This is a genomic window from Patescibacteria group bacterium, from assembly GCA_004297735.1.
In the GTDB taxonomy this organism is placed as follows: domain Bacteria; phylum Patescibacteriota; class Saccharimonadia; order UBA4664; family SCTI01; genus SCTI01.
Window position 1 is genome coordinate 95770 of sequence record SCTI01000001.1, and the last position, 17905, is coordinate 113674.

At 51.6% G+C, this 17905-nt stretch carries 14 protein-coding genes; 13 read left to right on the plus strand and 1 reads right to left on the minus strand.

Going from position 1 to position 17905, the window contains the following annotated elements; genetic code table 11:
* The first annotated feature begins 58 nt into the window (after positions 1-58).
* From EPO04_00620 to EPO04_00665, 10 genes are all read left to right on the plus strand, one after another.
* Positions 59-688, plus strand: a complete 630-nt coding sequence (locus EPO04_00620; protein ID TAK89598.1) for a ribonuclease HII — start codon at positions 59-61, stop codon at positions 686-688.
* On the plus strand, positions 672-1037 hold the full coding sequence (locus EPO04_00625) for a YraN family protein (protein ID TAK89599.1): 366 nt from the start codon (positions 672-674) through the stop codon (positions 1035-1037). The genes EPO04_00620 and EPO04_00625 overlap by 17 nt, the downstream gene beginning before the upstream one ends.
* 8 nt (positions 1038-1045) lie before the next feature.
* Entirely contained in the window at positions 1046-2842 is a 1797-nt protein-coding gene (locus EPO04_00630) for a hypothetical protein (GenBank protein TAK89600.1), read from the plus strand.
* 137 nt (positions 2843-2979) lie between these two features.
* Positions 2980-3432, plus strand: coding sequence for a hypothetical protein (locus EPO04_00635; GenBank protein TAK89601.1), 453 nt, complete (start codon positions 2980-2982; stop codon positions 3430-3432).
* The gene (locus tag EPO04_00640; GenBank protein TAK89602.1) at positions 3429-3761 is read left to right on the plus strand and encodes a hypothetical protein; all 333 of its coding nucleotides are present in this window, start codon (positions 3429-3431) and stop codon (positions 3759-3761) included. Before EPO04_00635 ends, EPO04_00640 begins: the two co-directional genes overlap by 4 nt.
* Before the next feature lie 166 nt (positions 3762-3927).
* Positions 3928-5265: a transcription termination/antitermination protein NusA gene (gene nusA / locus EPO04_00645; GenBank protein TAK89603.1), complete on the plus strand. Its 1338-nt coding sequence runs from the start codon at positions 3928-3930 to the stop codon at positions 5263-5265.
* Positions 5266-5499: 234 nt separating this feature from the next.
* Complete coding sequence (locus EPO04_00650; protein ID TAK89604.1) at positions 5500-7983, plus strand: ATP-dependent Clp protease ATP-binding subunit; 2484 nt, start codon at positions 5500-5502, stop codon at positions 7981-7983.
* Between the two features lie 78 nt (positions 7984-8061).
* The gene (locus EPO04_00655; protein TAK89605.1) at positions 8062-8337 is read left to right on the plus strand and encodes a hypothetical protein; all 276 of its coding nucleotides are present in this window, start codon (positions 8062-8064) and stop codon (positions 8335-8337) included.
* A 48-nt stretch (positions 8338-8385) separates the two neighbouring features.
* The gene (gene radA, locus EPO04_00660) at positions 8386-9726 is read left to right on the plus strand and encodes a DNA repair protein RadA (GenBank protein ID TAK89606.1); all 1341 of its coding nucleotides are present in this window, start codon (positions 8386-8388) and stop codon (positions 9724-9726) included.
* Positions 9727-9788: 62 nt separating this feature from the next.
* Positions 9789-10706 carry a TRAM domain-containing protein gene (locus tag EPO04_00665; GenBank protein ID TAK89607.1) on the plus strand — a complete coding sequence of 306 codons (918 nt, stop codon included), beginning with the start codon at positions 9789-9791 and terminating at the stop codon, positions 10704-10706.
* 248 nt (positions 10707-10954) lie between these two features.
* Here EPO04_00665 and EPO04_00670 read toward each other — a convergent pair whose 3' ends face one another.
* Positions 10955-13609, minus strand: a complete 2655-nt coding sequence (locus tag EPO04_00670) for a penicillin-binding protein (protein ID TAK89608.1) — start codon at positions 13607-13609, stop codon at positions 10955-10957.
* A 534-nt stretch (positions 13610-14143) separates the two neighbouring features.
* Here EPO04_00670 and EPO04_00675 point away from each other — a divergent pair.
* The 3 genes from EPO04_00675 (at position 14144) to recG (ending at position 17904) form a co-directional block, all read left to right on the plus strand.
* Entirely contained in the window at positions 14144-15340 is a 1197-nt protein-coding gene (locus tag EPO04_00675) for a tyrosine--tRNA ligase (GenBank protein TAK89609.1), read from the plus strand.
* 7 nt (positions 15341-15347) lie between these two features.
* Positions 15348-15752, plus strand: a complete 405-nt coding sequence (locus EPO04_00680) for a hypothetical protein (GenBank protein ID TAK89610.1) — start codon at positions 15348-15350, stop codon at positions 15750-15752.
* 115 nt (positions 15753-15867) lie between these two features.
* On the plus strand, positions 15868-17904 hold the full coding sequence (gene recG, locus EPO04_00685) for an ATP-dependent DNA helicase RecG (GenBank protein TAK89611.1): 2037 nt from the start codon (positions 15868-15870) through the stop codon (positions 17902-17904).
* Position 17905 lies beyond the last annotated feature (1 nt).

Sequence of the window (17905 nt, forward strand, 5' to 3'; positions counted from 1 at the left end):
TTTATTACCGATAAAAAAATAAGCCGCCCGAAAGGGCGGTTTTTGGTATGCTGGGATAATGAAAGCGCTACCAACCAACCAGCTTGAACTCGAGATTCAGACTCAGGGTTACAATCTGGTCGCCGGTATCGATGAGGTTGGTCGTGGTCCGGCGGCTGGGCCGGTAACAATAGCGGCGGTGATCTTGCAGCCAGATGCGAAGTTTGAGGGCCTGCAAGATTCCAAGCTGGTTTCGCCTAAACGCCGGCTTGATCTGGATCGCCAAATTAGGCAGCAGGCCATAGCGATTGGTATTGGCTGGGCTAGTAGTCGTTATATCGATGAAAAGGGAGTTACTGCTGCATTAAGATTTGCTGGTTCTCAAGCCATAAATCAGCTTTCTGTGTCACCAAATGCCCTAATCTTAGATGGAGTACATAATTATTTAATGTTGCCGTGTCACACTGTAACTATGGCAAAAGCAGATCAAACCTCAACCTGTGTGGCCGCGGCTTCAATTATTGCTAAGGTGGCGCGCGATCGTTATATGGAGCTACTCCATGAGTCTTATCCGCAGTATGGCTTTGCCGGTCATAAGGGCTACTTGGCGGCTAGTCACATGGAAGCGTTAAGGCAATATGGTCCATCCCCTCATCACCGCTACAGCTGGGCGCCGGTGAGGGAGGTGGCGCGTGCCTTCGACCACTGAGACCGGCCGTTGGGCCGAACAACAGGTTGCCAATCTGATAGTTAGGCGGGGTGGAGTTATTTTAGCGCAAAACTGGCGCACCAGATGGAGCGAGATCGATATTGTAGCCACCGGTCGCTACGGAATTAGATTTATTGAGGTAAAATACCGTCGTTCAACCCTGTATGGGAGTGGTTTTGAGGCAATCCTGCCAGACAAACGGCAAAGACTTGTTCGCGCTGCCCGAGCCTGGCTGATGATTAATGGCCGGTCGGATGGCTGGGCGATTGATGTAGTCTCGGTTTTTGGCTCAACCAAGCAGTTTGAGATCGAATATATGGCTAACGCGATTCAGGGCGATACGCTATAATACCCAAGATGACTAAACTCGATACCAGTAAAACCGAATGGGACCTGTCGCCGTTACTAGCGGGCGATGATGACCCTAAGATCGAGGAATACCGCAAGGCAGTTACCGAAAAGGTTGATGCGTTTGTTGAGAAATGGCGCGATCGGGACGACTACCTGAAAGATCCCAAGGTGCTACGCGAGGCACTGGATGAGTATGAGAGGCTTCATGCCATGCCTGGTCTTGCCTATGATGATCTTTATTTTCATTTACGCACCCGAGTGGAAACTCAAAACAAAGACTTAACCGCAAAGCTTCAGTTAGCAGAAGATTTTGCACTTAGTATCTGGAATAAAATGCAATTTTTCTCGCTAAAAATTGGTCAAATACCTGAAGACGTGCAGAAGTCGTTACTGCGAGCCGATGAGTTAAAGACGTATTATCACTGGCTAGATAAGGTTTTTAGGGCTGCTCGCTACAAACTCAGCGAAAAAGAGGAAGCAATTTTAAACCTCACATCAACTGCCAGTTATAGCAACTGGGTAAAAATGCTTCAGCGATTTATCAGCAAAGAGGAACGGAAAGTGCTCTTTGCCGATGGATCAACTGGGAAGGCTAACTGGGAGATGCTATCCTCGCTAGCTGGCGACGATTCTGTCAAGGTTCGCCAAGCGGCTAAAGTAGCGATTGAGGATATTCAGAACAAATATGTAGACGTCGCTGAGGCTGAGCTTAATTCTGTGTTACAGAATCAAAAGGTAGGAGACGAGCTGCGGGGTCACAAGAGGCCAGATCAGCATCGTCATATGAATGATGACATCGATAGCGATGTCGTGGATGCAGTAGTCAAGACGGTTGAGTCGCGTAATGACCTTTCAAGGCGCTTCTTTGATTTAAAGGCTAAGTTGCATAAGGTGGATCATCTTGCCTATAGCGAACGCGCGGTTGGGTATGGAGAGGCCACCGCCGAGTACCCTTATGATCAAGCCGCGAACCTGGTAGGCGAGGTATTCCAAGAGCTCGATCCAGATTTCTATGACATTTACAGTAATATGTTGGCGACAGGCAGAGTGGACGCTTTGGCGCGCAAAAACAAAAGTGGAGGGGCTTTTTGCATTAGTATAGGCCCTCAACATCCAGTGTATGTGATGCTCAATCACACCAACACAATGCGAGATGTTGCTACCATCGCTCACGAGATGGGTCATGCTATTCATAGCACCTTAAGTATTCGGGCTCAAAACGCCCTCAACTGCGACTACCCTACTTCTGTAGCCGAAGTGGCCAGCACCTTTATGGAAGACTTTATCTATCAGCGGCTTCTCGAAGAGGCAGATGAAGAAACTGAGCTAAGTTTGCGCGTAGGCCTGCTGAATGATCTTATTGCTAGTTGTCACCGTCAAATTGCTTGTTATCAGTTTGAGCAAGATATTCATCAAGGATACAGACAAAAGGGGTATCTCTCTAAGGACGAAATAAACGATCTATTTAATGCCCGTATGGAGGGGTATCTTGGAAAGCATGCTGAGGGTTCTGATAACTTCTGGGTGGCTTGGCCTCATATTCGTAACTACTTTTATGTCTATTCATATGCCAGTGGGATATTAATTTCTAAAGCGCTTCAGTCTAAAGTGAAGAAGGATAAAGCGTTTATTTCAAAGGTAAAAGAGTTCCTTTCCGCTGGCTCGTCAAAGTCGCCAAAAGAGATCTTTGCTGATATGGGGATAGATATTACCGATAAGGCGTTTTGGCAAGAGGGCTTAAAAGAGATTGAGCAGCAGCTCGATGAAACCGAAAAGCTAGCCAAAAAGCTCGGCAAAATTTAGTCTATAATCTGTAACAACAATCATAAGCGCATTGACAAAATTGACATTTGATGCTATTATGGCGCTTATATCCTGATGAGGCGAAATCCTCATTAGAACCCTCTGACAATCTATCACTACAATCTCCGGGAGGAGATATGAAGAGCATGAAGCGCAATGCAGCACGTCTGCTGCTGTTCGCCTTCTTCGTGGCGGGACTCGTTTTCGTCGCACTGCAGGTGCCGAAGGAAGCAGTCTTCGTGACGATTCTGGCCGCCATCACCGTCTTCGGGGTGATCAGTGCAATCATCTCGCACAAGCGGTTCGGCGCGGGCGCGGAAGTCGTTCGGGAGACGAAGAGTCTCCAAATCGATCACGATGATTTGATCGACCAGATCAAGGCGTACAGCAACGCCGCCCGTCGGGCTGACGCCCGGAGCGACCTCGCCTACAAGCAGCGTTCGCATCCGGGCCGCTGGTTCGCCCGTGCGTTTGGGCTGCCGGACTCGAGCTCCTTGTCTATCGCCGATGGCGACATCAGGGAGTACAGGTCTCGGCGACCCATCGCCGTCACTCGGCTGACCGAGGCCGGGCCGGAGGTCGTCCGGTGACCCGGCGGCGCTGGATTCCGATCCTGATGCCGTTCGCGGTTGTCGGCGGGCTTCTGCTCGCTCGGAGGCTGCTCACCCCGGTCCCGTGGCACGAAGTGCCGCAGGAGTGGGTGCCCGGTGTATCCGATTATGGCGATTCGTCGACCATCGTCGAGGATCCGGCTCGCTCGGGGGAACCGGATCCGGATGCGCCCTGGGTGTCATTCGGGCCTCCTCTCAAGCCGACCACCCTTGGGGGTCATCGAGTTCTGGATTCCCGCCGACCCGGCGGCGTGATCTGGCTCGAAGATGCCGAGATGCCGAGAGGCCACGGCCTCGATCGGCCCTAAGGGCCACACTCGTCCGTTCGGACGGATCTCACTGTAAAAGGTGGGGTCCGTCCGGCGGGCGGTTTTACTTTTTAGCCATTATTTGCTAGTATAAGCGTATTCGGTCGACTGGTTGTCGGCCATTTTGTTAGAAAAATTGAATAACAACTGAATAGAGAGAAACAATATGAACGCACAATTTTTACCAGCTATTAATCAAATTGCTGACGAAAAAGGCCTACCTCGAGATACCATTATCGAGGCGGTTGAGGCTGCCCTGGCCGCTGCCTACAAAAAGGATTATGGCGAGAAGGATCAAGACGTCCGCGTATCGCTCAACCAAGATAGCGGTGACATCCGCGTATTCATCCGCAAAGAGGTGGTAGCCGACGCGGACGCTAACGACGAGGAGTTTAATGAAAACGCCCAAGTGACGCTTAAGGAAGCCAAAAAAACCGATAAGGACGCCAAGGTTGGTACCGAGGATGAGCCGTACGTAGTGGAATACGAGGTTGATCCGGGCGAAGGTTTTGGACGTGTCGCCGCTCAAACCGCCAAGCAAGTGATCATCCAGCGTTTGCGCGAAGCCGAGCGCGAAATCATCTTTAACGAGTACACCGATAAGGTCGACACGTTGCTTAACGGTACGGTCCAGCGCATTGACGGTAATGTGGTTTACGTTGATATTGGCAAGACCAACGGAGTGCTGTTCGGTGGCGAGCAGATCCCGCACGAGCGCTACTACATTGGTCAGCGTCTTAAAGTGTACTTGGTGCGAGTTGAGCAGACCGCTCGTGGCCCACAGGTGGTACTAAGCCGGGCTCATGCCACGATGGTAGAGCGCTTGTTTGAGCTAGAAGTACCCGAGATTGAGACCGGTATGGTTGAGATTAAGGGCGTATCGCGCGAGGCCGGTACCCGCAGCAAGGTGGCGGTCAAGTCCAACAGCGACAGTGTTGATCCAGTGGGCACCTTTGTTGGTGGGCGCGGAGCTCGCGTCCAGGCCGTTATGGGTGAACTGGGCGAAGAGAAGATCGACATCATTCTATACAGTGATGACCCAGAGACCTACATTATTAACGCGCTATCACCAACCAAGGTTATAAGTGTTGAGCTAGATGAAGATGAGCACAAAGCGGTGGTTAAGGTTCCGGAAGATCAGCTGAGTCTGGCAATTGGTAAGCAGGGGCAGAACGTGCGCTTAGCCGCCAAGCTAACCGGTTGGAATATCGATATTGTAAGCGCGGATGAGTCCAAGGTTGAGGCGGTAGCCGAGGCCGCTGATGGTGATGAAACCGAGGCCGGTGAGCCTAAGTTGGCCCCTAAGAAGGGTAACAATCTTGAGGATTCGCTAATTGCCGCGGTGCAAAAGCAGGAAGGCGACAGCGACCCAGTTGAGACCGCTAAGGACGTGGCCGACGAGGTGGTTGCCTCCGGTGATACCACCGAGACTCCCGATGACGAAACGGCGGGTGACGACGGCGAGACCGAGGCCGGCGACTCAGCCGATCCCGACGCAGCTTAAACGCTTAAGTTCATTAGCAATCGCTCTATGAGCCAAAAAACCACTCTTTTGGGTGGTTTTTTGATGGATTCACACCCAGCCGGTGCTACAATACGATTAAGCAACCATGCGGCTGAGTGCACTCACATCTGGGATCGGTAAAACTATTGGCACTCTATGCATGAGAGTGCTAAAATAGTAATAATATGACCAAAAGCATAGGGTACAGCTAAGTTAAGGGAAGGAGCTGCGTTTATGGCAGTTGAGTTTGGTCCAGAGTTTGACCGTTTTACCGAAAATGCAAAACAAAGCCTGGTGCAGGCCGATGCAATTGCGCGGTCGATGTCGTCAAGTTATATTGGCACCGAACACATTTTGATGGGGGTGTTGCAGCAAGAGGGCTCAATTGGCTCAAAGATCTTGCGTAACGCCGGCGTGACCATGGACAAAGCCCACATGGTACTGAGTTTTTCACCCAAGATTATCACCCACGGACATAAAGGGTTGAGCCAGCTGGCCAAGAATACCTTGACGTTGTCGTGGCGAATCGCCCGCGAGTTTGGTCAGCCCTACTCCGGTACCGAACACATTCTATACGCTTTACTAAGCCAAAAAACCGCTCGATCAAACACAATTTTGCGCGAAATGCAGGTTGACCCTAACGTGATTCGCTCCGAGCTGGAAGGCTTTTTAAGTAGCCAGCAGTTTGCCGCCGAAGAGGCTCAATCTAGTAGTCGACGGTCAAACTCTAAGACTCCAGCGTTGGACAGCTTTGGCGTGGACATGACAGCTAAGGCGGAGGCTGGTAATCTCGACCCAGTAGTGGGGAGAGAGCGTCAGATCGGCCGAGTTATTGCGATTTTGAACCGTCGTTCTAAAAACAATCCGGTCTTAATTGGCGAGCCCGGTGTCGGTAAAACCGCCATCGTGGAGGGCTTGGCTCAAAAGATTGTGGCCGACGAGGTACCCGAGATGCTGCAGGATAAGCGCATCATCATGCTTGATCTTGCTAGCGTGATCGCTGGGACCAAATATCGTGGTGAGTTTGAGGAGCGACTGAAGAAGCTGCTTGACGAAGTGAAGGCCAATAAAGAGGTTATCTTGTTTATTGACGAGCTACATACGGTGGTTGGCGCCGGCGCGGCCGAAGGTGCAATTGACGCAGCCAACATCTTAAAGCCGGCTTTGAGCCGCGGCGAAATTCAAGTTATTGGCGCCACCACCTTAGAGGAATACCGCAAGCATATCGAAAAAGATTCGGCTTTAGAGCGGCGTTTTCAGTCGGTTCAGGTGCCCGAAGCAACGGTCGAGGAGACGATTCAGGTTTTGTACGGCTTGCGACCACGCTATGAGGATCATCACCGGGTTGAAATTACCGATGAGGCGATTGAGCAGGCGGCTAAGCTGGCCAAGCGCTACGTGGCCGATCGTTTTCTGCCCGACAAGGCGATCGATCTAGTCGACGAGGCGGCAAGTTTGGTGCGGATTAAGCGGGGTGCCAGCAGTAAGCAGTTGCGCAACTTGCAGCGCCAGCTTTCGAGTATCCAGGAACGGATTGAAGATTCGGTGAACGAGCAGGACTTTGAGGAGGCTGCCCGGCTTAAAACGCGGGCTAGCGTACTCGAACAAAAGATCACCGCGGCCAAGGTGCGTGAAGGTCTAAATGATAATGATCTTAAGATTACAGCTGAGGATATTGCCAATGTTATTAGCGTAATGACCGGCATCCCGGTAACTCGCTTGATTGGTGTCGAAATGGAGCGCTTGATGCAGTTGGAGCGCCGTTTAAGTCAGCGCGTGGTGTCGCAACCCGAAGCGGTGTCGGCCATTGCTAAGGCGATTCGTCGTAGCCGAACCGGTATTAGTGATAGCCGCCGGCCAATTGGCTCATTCATCTTTTTGGGGCCGACCGGAGTGGGTAAGACCGAGCTCGCCAGAGTGTTGAGTGAGGAGATGTTCCATAGTCGCGATGCGATGATTAAAATCGACATGAGCGAGTTCATGGAAAAACACAACGTTGCTCGATTGGTAGGCGCGCCAGCTGGATACGTGGGTTATGACGATGGCGGGCAGCTAACCGAGCGAGTGCGACGTAACCCGTACAGCTTGATCCTGTTTGACGAGATCGAGAAGGCTCATCCAGATGTATTCAACATGCTGCTGCAGATACTAGAAGACGGCTACGCCACCGACGCCAAGGGTAAGCGGGTTGATTTTCGAAACACCATCATTATTATGACCAGCAATGTTGGTGCCGAAACCATGTACAAGCAGGCCAAGCTTGGGTTCCAGGCCGAAACCAAGAAAGAGGAGCAGGAACTGGATCGTCACCACGAACACGTTAAAGAGCAGGTTATGGGGTCACTTAAAAAGACCTTTCGCCCCGAGTTTTTAAACCGGATTGACGATGTGGTGGTGTTCCGCCCGCTGAGCAAGCTTGATATTAGGGAGATCCTTAATTTACAGTTAAGCGATCTAGCCGGCCGCCTCGGTGAGCAAGGCTTAAGTATCCGCGTGTCTTCAACCGCTAAAAGTCTATTGATTGATAAGGGCTACAATGTCGATCAGGGCGCTCGTCCGATGCGTCGAGCGATTCAAGATATGATCGAGGATCCGCTGGCCATTGGCGTTCTTAAGGGTGAGTACAAAGAGGGCGATACCGTTAGTATTACTGCCAAGGGTGACGAGCTGGTGCTAAAAACGCTAGCGCCAAAGCCAAAAAGCGCCAAAGTCGCCTAGCTTACTTTTAGGTAGTTAGAATTAAGAATTTTTTAATCTTTAGCTGCTATGCTGATAAAAATAAAGAGGGAGTTTAGCATGGCAGGATTTACAAAAGAACAAAAACAAGAGTTGGTAGACATCGTAAAGCCCATGATCGATGAGCTAGCTCTCCAGATGGGGAAAGGCTTTAATGAGGTAACCGAACGATTCGCACGAATGGATGACCGGTTTGACCGAATCGAGATTCGATTAGATAGGGTAGAGGGACGACTCGATAGTCTGGAATATAAGTTTGATCTAATGGACCAAAGGGTAACAAAGACCGAGGCAGCCGTAATTCACCATCGGCTGGTAGCTCAGGCAAAAGCTTAGTTCGCTTTTTGTTCGCTTTTAAATTCAAGCTATGCTAGCATAGAAACAATGGCAAAAACGGTTACTCAGTATGTTTGTCAAAACTGCGGCGCTACTTATTCTAAGTGGGCGGGTAAGTGTGATCAGTGCGATAGCTGGAACAGCTTGGTGGAATCGGTAGCGACGGTAGCCGGTGCAACCACCAAGAAGGGTAATGCGGTTGCCGCCCTGCGCCCCGAAAAGCTAAGTGAGGTGGCCACTAAAAAGCTGCCACGAATTAGTGCCGGCGTCGAAGAGGTTGATCAGGTTTTGGGTGGCGGAATTGTACCTGGTTCGGTACTGCTGCTTTCGGGGGATCCAGGAATTGGTAAGTCAACGCTGGTGCTACAGGTTGCTGCCGCCATCGCCGCAAATAAATCGGTACTGTATGTTAGCGGCGAGGAGTCAACCAGCCAGGTCAAGTTGAGAGCTGATCGCTTAGGAGTTGCCGCCGAGCAGCTGGCTTTGCTGTCCGAAACCAACGTCGATGGTATCGCGGCAACTATGGCTAGCGGTGAATACGACCTGGTTATTATCGACTCAATTCAAACCATGGCAACCGACGATCTGACCGGTAGCCCAGGTACGGTGGGTCAGATTACAGCCTCGGCGCAGCGGTTACAGCAGGTGGCTAAGGCGCAGCACGTGGCAACAATTATTATCGGTCACGTTACCAAGGAGGGGACAATTGCCGGGCCTAAGATTTTGGAGCACCTGGTTGACGTTGTACTCTATCTGGAGGGTGACCGGTATGGCTCGTTTAAGGCTTTGCGTGGCATAAAAAACCGGTTTGGTTCAACCAGCGAGGTGGGTATTTTTGAGATGGGCGATAAGGGTTTAATACCGGTACCGAACCCCTCCGCCGCTCTTCTGGCTGAACGCCAGGAGGCGCCCGGATCGGCGGTACTGGCTACAGTTGAGGGAACGCGTCCGATTTTGGTCGAGGTTCAAGCTTTGGTGTCAAAATCGGTATTTGGTTATCCCAAACGAACCGCCTCCGGATTTGACCTTAATCGCCTTAATTTACTGGTGGCGGTGCTTACTAAACGAGCTGGTTTAAACTTGAGTGATCAAGACATTTATGTTAATATAATAGGCGGATTGAAAATCACTGAACCGGCAGCTGATCTAGCAATTATTCTGGCGATCGCCTCGGCGTTTAAGAATACGCCCATCGCTCATAATCTTATTGCTTTTGGCGAAGTTGGCCTAAGTGGTGAGATCCGTTCGGTGAGTAATGTATCAGCCCGACTGGCTGAGGCAAAAAAGCTCGGTTTTCGATATGCAGTTGGCCCATCGCGCCAACCAACCAAAGATATGAGTCAAGTTAAGACCATTAAACAAGCAATCGAAGCCGCCTTACCGGCATAACAATAGGAACTTATAACATAATAGCGGCTGACCTATTGCAGCCAAGGAGATATATTGTACCTATGATTTTTAAACGTAATTCTGATAAATCCGACGAACCGAGCTCTATCCCATCCGCTCAAAGCGGTGCCGCTTTGGTTGATACCTCGGTTATTATTGACGCCCGTATCGCTGACATCGCCAAAGCCGGTTTTGCTCCAGGCAAGCTACTGATCCCACGCTTTGTATTAGCTGAGCTGCAGAACATTGCCGACTCAAGTGACGCCATGCGTCGTGGACGCGGTCGTCGCGGGCTAGAGACGCTCAACACCATGCGCGACAACGGTGTAGACATGGAAGTGATTGAGGATGATGTTTCGGATATCCCCGAAGTTGACGCTAAGTTGGTGCGACTTGGTCGTACTCATGGCGTGAGCGTCCTTACCACCGACTACAACCTTAACCGCGTGGCCAGCATTGAAGGTGTGCGAGTGCTTAACATTAACGAGCTAGCTAATGCGGTGCGACCGGTTATTTTGCCAGGAGAGCATATGCAGATCAAGGTGGTTCAGCCGGGCAAGGAGCGCGGCCAGGGTGTTGGCTACCTAGCCGACGGTACCATGGTGGTGGTTGATAGCGGCGATAAGCTGATCGGCCAGGAGGTTGATGTCGAGATCACCCGGGTGTTCCAAACCGTTGCTGGGAAGATGCTGTTTTCGGTACCTCAGGGTGTTAAGCCCCAGGGTGACGGCAAGGCTTCGCGCAAGCTAACTAAGGCCGAGATTCCGCAGCAACCAAGCAATGGCCGCAGTAATGGAGATCGCCCCAAGCGTGGCCCCAAGCCAGATAATGGCAAAAACGGTCGCCCACAGGGACCTAAGGCACAGACAGACTCAAGGCCACAACCAAACAAGGATCGAGCAGAACGTCGTCCGCGTAAACGAGTTAGCCCAACTCAGCGGCTAGAAGATAGCTTGCTTGAGATGACCAAGGCCGAGTAAATAATCTGGCTGTCCAAAGCCGAAACCATTCAAGCCATAAAGCTTATTGCACCACAAATATTCGAGTAGGCGTGGTGGACCCGCCAGAATCTACGTTCCAAGTATAAGTCCCTTTGGTGAGGGGCGCGTTAACTGTGACCGAGGTACTTTTGAGGTTTGGGTAGCTCGGGCTGCCTCCGGGACCGCTAATATGTAGACGGTATACGCCATTACCCCCGGGCGACCAGCTAAAGGTCGTTGCTGCGCCGCTATGGAGTTTGGCCTGGTTGGCAGGGCTGATTACCACAAAAGGAGGCGCCGCCGGCACTACCCCCAGAGGCCACGGTTACGGTTGTTTCACTACTGCCGCTATAAAGTGCGGCGTCGGTTACGACTGCTCGCAGCGTGTAGCTGCCGGCTGGTGGAGAGTTGGTAAAGTTGTAGGTGGTTGAGCCGCTAATCTCCTGGGTGGAAATTATTTGGTCGTTAAGATACACCGTTAAGCTTTTAAGCGGGTGTGTCCCCTGGACCACGTTCACGCTAATTTGAATTGGTCCGGTTCCGGTAGCGCTAATCTGGGCGGTCGGTTTAATATCGGTACATTTGTGGACGTCATCTTTGTCGACTGGGATGGCTCCACCGCTGGTGTAACCGAGCGTACGCGCCAGGGCAGCAATCGGAGGAAACCACTTACTGTACTGTGGGTCGCTGGGCGGAACCTCGGCGCTAATCTGGGCGGTCGTAACGGTCTCAACCGCTTCGGGTGGGGTACATTCGGTTGCGAGCTTGCCGCTAACTTTATCAACCTGACCGGTTTGGGTGCCCGCAACGTTTTCTGGTCGATACCAGCTAGGGAAGATGTCGGTGCGGCGCTGCTTGGTTGAGGCGGTTGGGAGCTTACCGGTATTGGCATCCAGGGTTACCTCTTTAATACCGCTTGGTTTGGTGAACTCCTTGTTAGGGTACCCCTGCAGGGCTGACTTCATATAGGTGTTCCAAATCGGCGCCGATACCGTGCTGGCCGACGAGGTCATTGGTTTGTTGTTGTTATTTCCGGCCCAAACGCCTGTTACTAAATCGGGGGTATAGCCCATAGTCCAGGCATCATTGTAGTTTTCGGTGGTACCGGTTTTAGCTGCCACGGTCCGCCCCGGAATAACCAGCGGGTTGTTGGCGCCAAAGATGTAGCTGCGAGCTTTGTTGTCGCTCAGGATACTAGAGATCAAGTAAGGAATTTGAGGATCAAGCGCTTTTTTACCCTTTGGCTTTTCGTTATCTTCAACCACCTTATTGTTGGGGTCGGTTACCTTTAGGATTGGGGTGGCATCGTAATGGGTGCCGCCGTTAGCGAAACTTTCGTAGGCATTAACCATCTCGTTCAGCTTAACCTCGCCCGAACCAAGTACCAAGCTCAAGCCGTAGGTGCTTGGGGACTCATTGAGCGTGGTGATGCCCAGGTCTTTAGCGGTTTTAAGCGATTCAGGAATACCGGCCAGCCAGAGCATCTTAACCGCTGGGATGTTGAGCGAGCCAGCCAGCGCGGTACGAACCGACTGGACCCCATAAAACTTGCCGGTGTAGTTTTTTGGCTTATAGTTACCAAAGTCGGTTTGAACGTCGTAGATGGTACTGCCGGGCCCCCAGTTCTTTTTAAAGCCGGTGGCGTAAACAATTGGCTTAAAGCTAGAACCAGGCTGGCGCTTGGCCAGAGCGACGTTAAAGTCTCCATAATCCGGGTCGTTATAGTCATACGAGCCAACCATGGCTAAGACCTGGCCGGTCTTAGGGTCGGCCGAGACCAAAGCAGCATTTGATCCGCCGAGCCGCCGCACATTGGTCATATTCTTTTTAATAGCTTCCTCGGCCTGCTTTTGCTTTTCGATATCAAGTGAGGTGATTACCTTGAGCCCACCATCCTCTACCTGCCGAACGCCATACTTGGCCTCCAGATACTCTTGAGCGTAGCGGGCAAAGTGAGGGAAGTCGGTTTTTTGGGTGGCAATCTTGGGGACCGGCGATAGGTTCAGTTTGGCAACCAGGTTGTCCAAAGATGGCCCGCCCTGAATCTTGGCGGCATCGGCCTCCTGCTGGCTAATCTTCTTTTGCTCCACCATGCGATCCAGTACGGTGTGCTGGCGAGCAATTAAGGCGTCACGGTTCTGGCCGTAAGGTGAGTAGTAGGTGGGCAGCTGCGGTATCGAAGCTAGGGTAGCCGATTGGGCTAAAGTCAGGTTTTTGGCACACTTGTCACCTTGAATATTTTGAGGGAAGTAGGTGCGACAGGCCGACTCAACCCCGTAGGCCTGTGAGCCGTAAGGGATCTCATTGAGGTATAGCTTAAGGATGTCATCTTTTTTATAGAGCTGTTCAATCTCGAAGGCTAAAATTAGCTCTTTGATCTTGCGAGTATAGGATCGCTCAGGTGTAAGCAGAGCGTTCTTAACGTACTGCTGGGTGATGGTTGAGCCACCGCCCCTAGTTGGATCGCGGAACAAAATCCCAGTAAAGGCGCGACCAACTCCCATAAAACTAAAGGCACCGTGCTTGTAAAAATCCTTGTCCTCAATTGCTACGGTGGCGTCCTTAATGCTCTGCGGCATTTCCTGGAACTCGATTACCTTACGGTTCTTGTCGCCGTGGACCTCAAAAATCTTGGTCTGACCGGTGCGATCATAAAAAACGGTGTTTTGGGAGCCGATCCGAGCGTTAATTTTTCCGGGGCTAGGAAGATCTTTGGCAAAGTAAGCCAAAACCAGGAACATAGCCAAAAAACCGGCCCCGGCAATCTTGCCGGCCCGCTTGGCGCCCTCAGCGTTTAGCCAATAGCGCTTAAAGTTACTAGGAGTTAAGAAAGACGCCCCGAAGCGCTTGGCGCGGCCGGCAAAGCTGCGATCACTGGAGCGGATAACCCGTCGTTTAGCCATGTAATGGTGTGCTCATAATTGTAGAGCTATTATACCGTTTTGGCGCTCACCAGCCAAGCCAATATGCTTAAGGTTGCAATCGGGTGCAGAGATTGTAAAATTGGTCCAAGTTCTTCAACAACTACCTAGGGGATAATCTTCCTTGAGCCATACGACAAGTATTGATCTTTCGGCAGGCCCGACCGAGATTCGCCAACATCACGTCAACACCGAGGTGGCCGGCTGGACAGTTCGAGTCTGGGCATTCGGCTCCGATGCAGTTACGCCGCGATGTGTTGCCCTGCTCATCGAGTCCGCGAACGGTGATCGGGAGGTTCTCGATTTCACTCAGCCGGGCATGCGCCGGGCAATTCAGCTGGCGTCAGCTCCGACTCAGGCTTTCACCGAAGAGGCCTTCAACGAGTGGCGCGATAACACGCGGCGGCTCCCGGGTGTCACTCCGCTCGATGTCATCCTCCCATCCACCGCCTCTCAGCGCTAGCTGAGGGGCGGTTGCCCTTTTAACCCAAGAAGATCAAAGTCAACCGCTATGCTATGATAAAAACCATGAAAGACGTTATTTTAAGCCGCGCCCAAGACATTATCGTCAAATCAGAAGTCGAACAGGCATTATCCAGCGACCAAAAACTTCGTATTAAACTTGGTATCGACCCAACCGGTCCGGTACTTCATTTGGGGCGGGCATCAGTTGTTCGCCGCCTAAAGAACCTACAAGATATGGGTCACCAGATCGTTCTGATCGTGGGCGATTTTACCGCTAAGATCGGTGATGCTTCCGATAAAACCAGCGAGCGTCAGGTACTCAGTGACGATGTCATTAAGGCCAACATGGCCGACTATAAGGCTCAGCTCGGCCAAATTCTCGATATGAGCAAGGTTGAGTTTCATTACAACTCGGAGTGGCTGAGCAAAATCCCGCTCGATAAGTTTATTGAGTTGGCCCAGCAGTTTACGGTGGCGCAGATGATTGAGCGCGAAAACTACGCCATTCGGTTTAAAGAAAATCGACCGATTGGCCTACATGAGTTTCTCTACCCAATTCTGCAGGGTTATGACTCGATTGCGGTTAAGGCGGATATTGAAATTGGCGGCACCGATCAGCTGTTTAACCTAATGGCTGGGCGCACCATGCAAAAGAACGCCGGCCAAAAGCCTCAAAGCGTGCTCACCTTTGAGCTGCTGACCGGTCCAGACGGCCGCAAGATGTCGACCAGTTGGGGTAACGCCATCTATATTACCGACGAGCCAAACGACATGTACGGCAAGTTGATGCGTATTAATGATGAGTTAATTGCCGAGTACTATCGGATCTGTACCGATGTGCCACTTGATGTGATTGAACAGGTGGTAGACGATATTGCCGGTGGCGCCAACCCGCGTGACACCAAGGCCTCGCTCGCGCGCGAGATCGTGACGATTTACCACGGCGAAAAGGCCGCGTTTGCAGCTGAGGAGGCGTTTAACGCTCAGTTCCGCGAGGGCAAGTTGCCTGAGGATATGGCCGAGGAGACCGTCAGTAAGAGTAAATGGCAGCCGATAGAGTTGTTAGTGGCGCTGAAATTAGCTGAGAGTAAATCTGATGCTAGACGATTATTGGAACAAGGAGGAGTTCGCCTGAATGGCGTGCAGATCAAGCAGGAGCGTACGAAAACCTCTGAAATTACTGTTGAGCCGGATGACGTCATCCAGGTTGGTAAACGCCGTTTCGTGAAGCTTCGGGTTAAGGGCTAGTTTTTCTTTGGGGGTTAAAAATCGTACCGGTACGATTATTATTCCGCCTGGGGTTTTTGTAGATGTTCATGAGAAAATGACGGCTGATTTTCTTGCCACCAAGTTAAGTTATGACGTGACATTCCTTGTGCCGAATAGGAGAAGGGGAGCAAAAACTCCAGATATTGAAATGAATAATCTACGCTGGGAAATTAAAAGCCCGTCTGGTAAAAGTTCTCGCACAATAGAAAATAATTTACGTACTGCTCTCCGGCAGTCCCCAAATATCATACTTGATGTGCGCCGTATGGACGGTCGAATTCCAGGTAAAAAGTTATTGGATGAAGTTGAGCGCCAATTTAATCACGCAGCGGCAATAAAGCGTATAATTGTCATTCTTCGGCAAGATGTACACATTGAATTTAAGCGTTAAATTTGCTATCTTAATTATAGAAACGCGGGACGCCGACACTGGATAGAGTCGGCCAGCCCGCTTTCTTCCTTTATGGGGGGCGAGAAAGCTATTATTTTTAGGGTACAATAGGGTGATGAATGTGGATGTCAGAGTTGAAACGCTCAAGGGCGTGGGGGCGGCGATGGCGAGCAAGTTGGAGCGCCTGGGGATTGTGACGGTTGCTGATCTGCTCAATCATTATCCGCGTAGATATGATGATTTCTCGGAAATTATTTCAATTCGCCAAATGAAGCCGGGCGCGGTGACCTTTAGGGGTAAGGTAGTTAACATCGCCTCGCGCCGGGCGCGTGGTCGCAAGTTGACCATTACCGAGGCGGTGATAGCCGATGGAACCGGCACGGTTAAGGCAATTTGGTTTAATAATCCTTATTTGGTTAAGCAGTATCCAGTTGAAACCTCGGTAATGGTGTCGGGTAATCTAGAGTTTCGTAACAACGATTTGGCTTTGCGGGCTCCGGCAATCGAGCTGGACAGCGATGATTCGATGCATACCGGCCGGATCGTGGCGGTGTATCCTGAGACTCACGGGCTGACCAGTAAGCAGCTGCGCACCGTTATTCGGCCGGTATTGGAGCGCCTTGAGGGGTTACCGGAGACGCTGCCAAAGGAGATAATTAAAGAGGCGAGTTTGGTATCGCGGCAGCAAGCCTTGAGTGAGTTGCATCTGCCAACCAGTCGCCAGGCGCTAGATAAGGCGCGTCACCGACTGGCTTTTGAGGAGCTGTTCTTTATTATTGCGGCTTCGTTACGACTTAAAAGCCAGCTGCAGGATGAATCGGCGCCGGAGATCGATTTTAACGTAGAGGTGGCGCAGGAGTTTGTTAAGTCTCTGCCGTTTGCGATTACCAATGCCCAGCGCCAGTCGGCCTGGCAGATTTTAAAAGATATGGCGCAGCCTCACCCCATGAATCGATTGCTCGAAGGTGATGTTGGTAGCGGTAAAACGGTGGTGGCCTTTATGGCGGCAACCATGGCGGTACGGGCCGGGTATCAAGCGGCGTTAATGGTGCCAACCGATGTGTTGGCGCGTCAGCATTTTAAGAATGCAACTAGCTTGCTGGATGATCTTGGGGTGCCGGTGGAGCTGGTGTTGAGCAAGCAGCCGGCTGCGGATAAGGCGCCGGTGCTGGCGCGAATTAAGGCCGGTCAGCCGGGTTTAATTATTGGCACGCATGCACTACTTGGGGAGTCGGTTGAGTTTAGCAAGCTCGGTCTGGTAATTATTGATGAGCAACATCGCTTTGGTGTTAATCAACGCCAGCAGCTTAAAACCAAAAGTCGATTCTTCCCGCATTTGCTGAGCATGACAGCTACTCCAATTCCGCGTAGCTTAGCGCTAACCGTTTATGGCGACCTGGATGTATCGATTATTGATGAGCTCCCGGCCGGTCGCAAGCCAATTGCTACCAAGGTAGTTAGTGGACGCGACAAGGAAGTGGCGTATGGTTTTATTGATGGCCAGATCAAGCTTGGCCGTCAGGTGTTTGTGGTTTGCCCGTTAATTGATGATTCTGACAGCCTGGATGCCAAAAGCGTTAATACCGAAGTGGAGCGGCTGCGGTCGGGCCTGTTCCGCCATCGTCGGATTGAGGCGCTCCACGCCAGGCTGACTCCGCCAGAACGCCAAAAGATTATGGAGCGGTTTGTGGCTGGCGATATTGATATCTTGGTCTCAACCACTGTGGTCGAGGTGGGGGTGGACATTCCCAACGCTACCGTCATGTTGGTTGAGGGGGCGGAGCGATTTGGTCTGGCAACTTTGCACCAGCTGCGCGGCCGAGTTGGTCGAAGCCAGCACGATTCGTACTGTTTTTTGGCAAGCGACAGCAGTGCCCCTGGCGCTAGAGAGCGGCTTGAGGCGATGGAGCGGACCCAAGATGGTTTTCGGCTGTCGCAAATCGACCTGGAGCTGCGCGGACCCGGCCAGATTTATGGCAAGCGCCAGCATGGACTACTTGATCTGCGCCTAGCCAATCTAACCGATACCAAGTTGGTGAGCGAGGTGCGCGCAGCCGCCCGCCGCTTTGTTGATGATCCGGCGATCATGGTACAATATCCACAGATAACCGAGCGCATTCAGCGGCTTCAGGCGATTACCACTCTCGATTAAC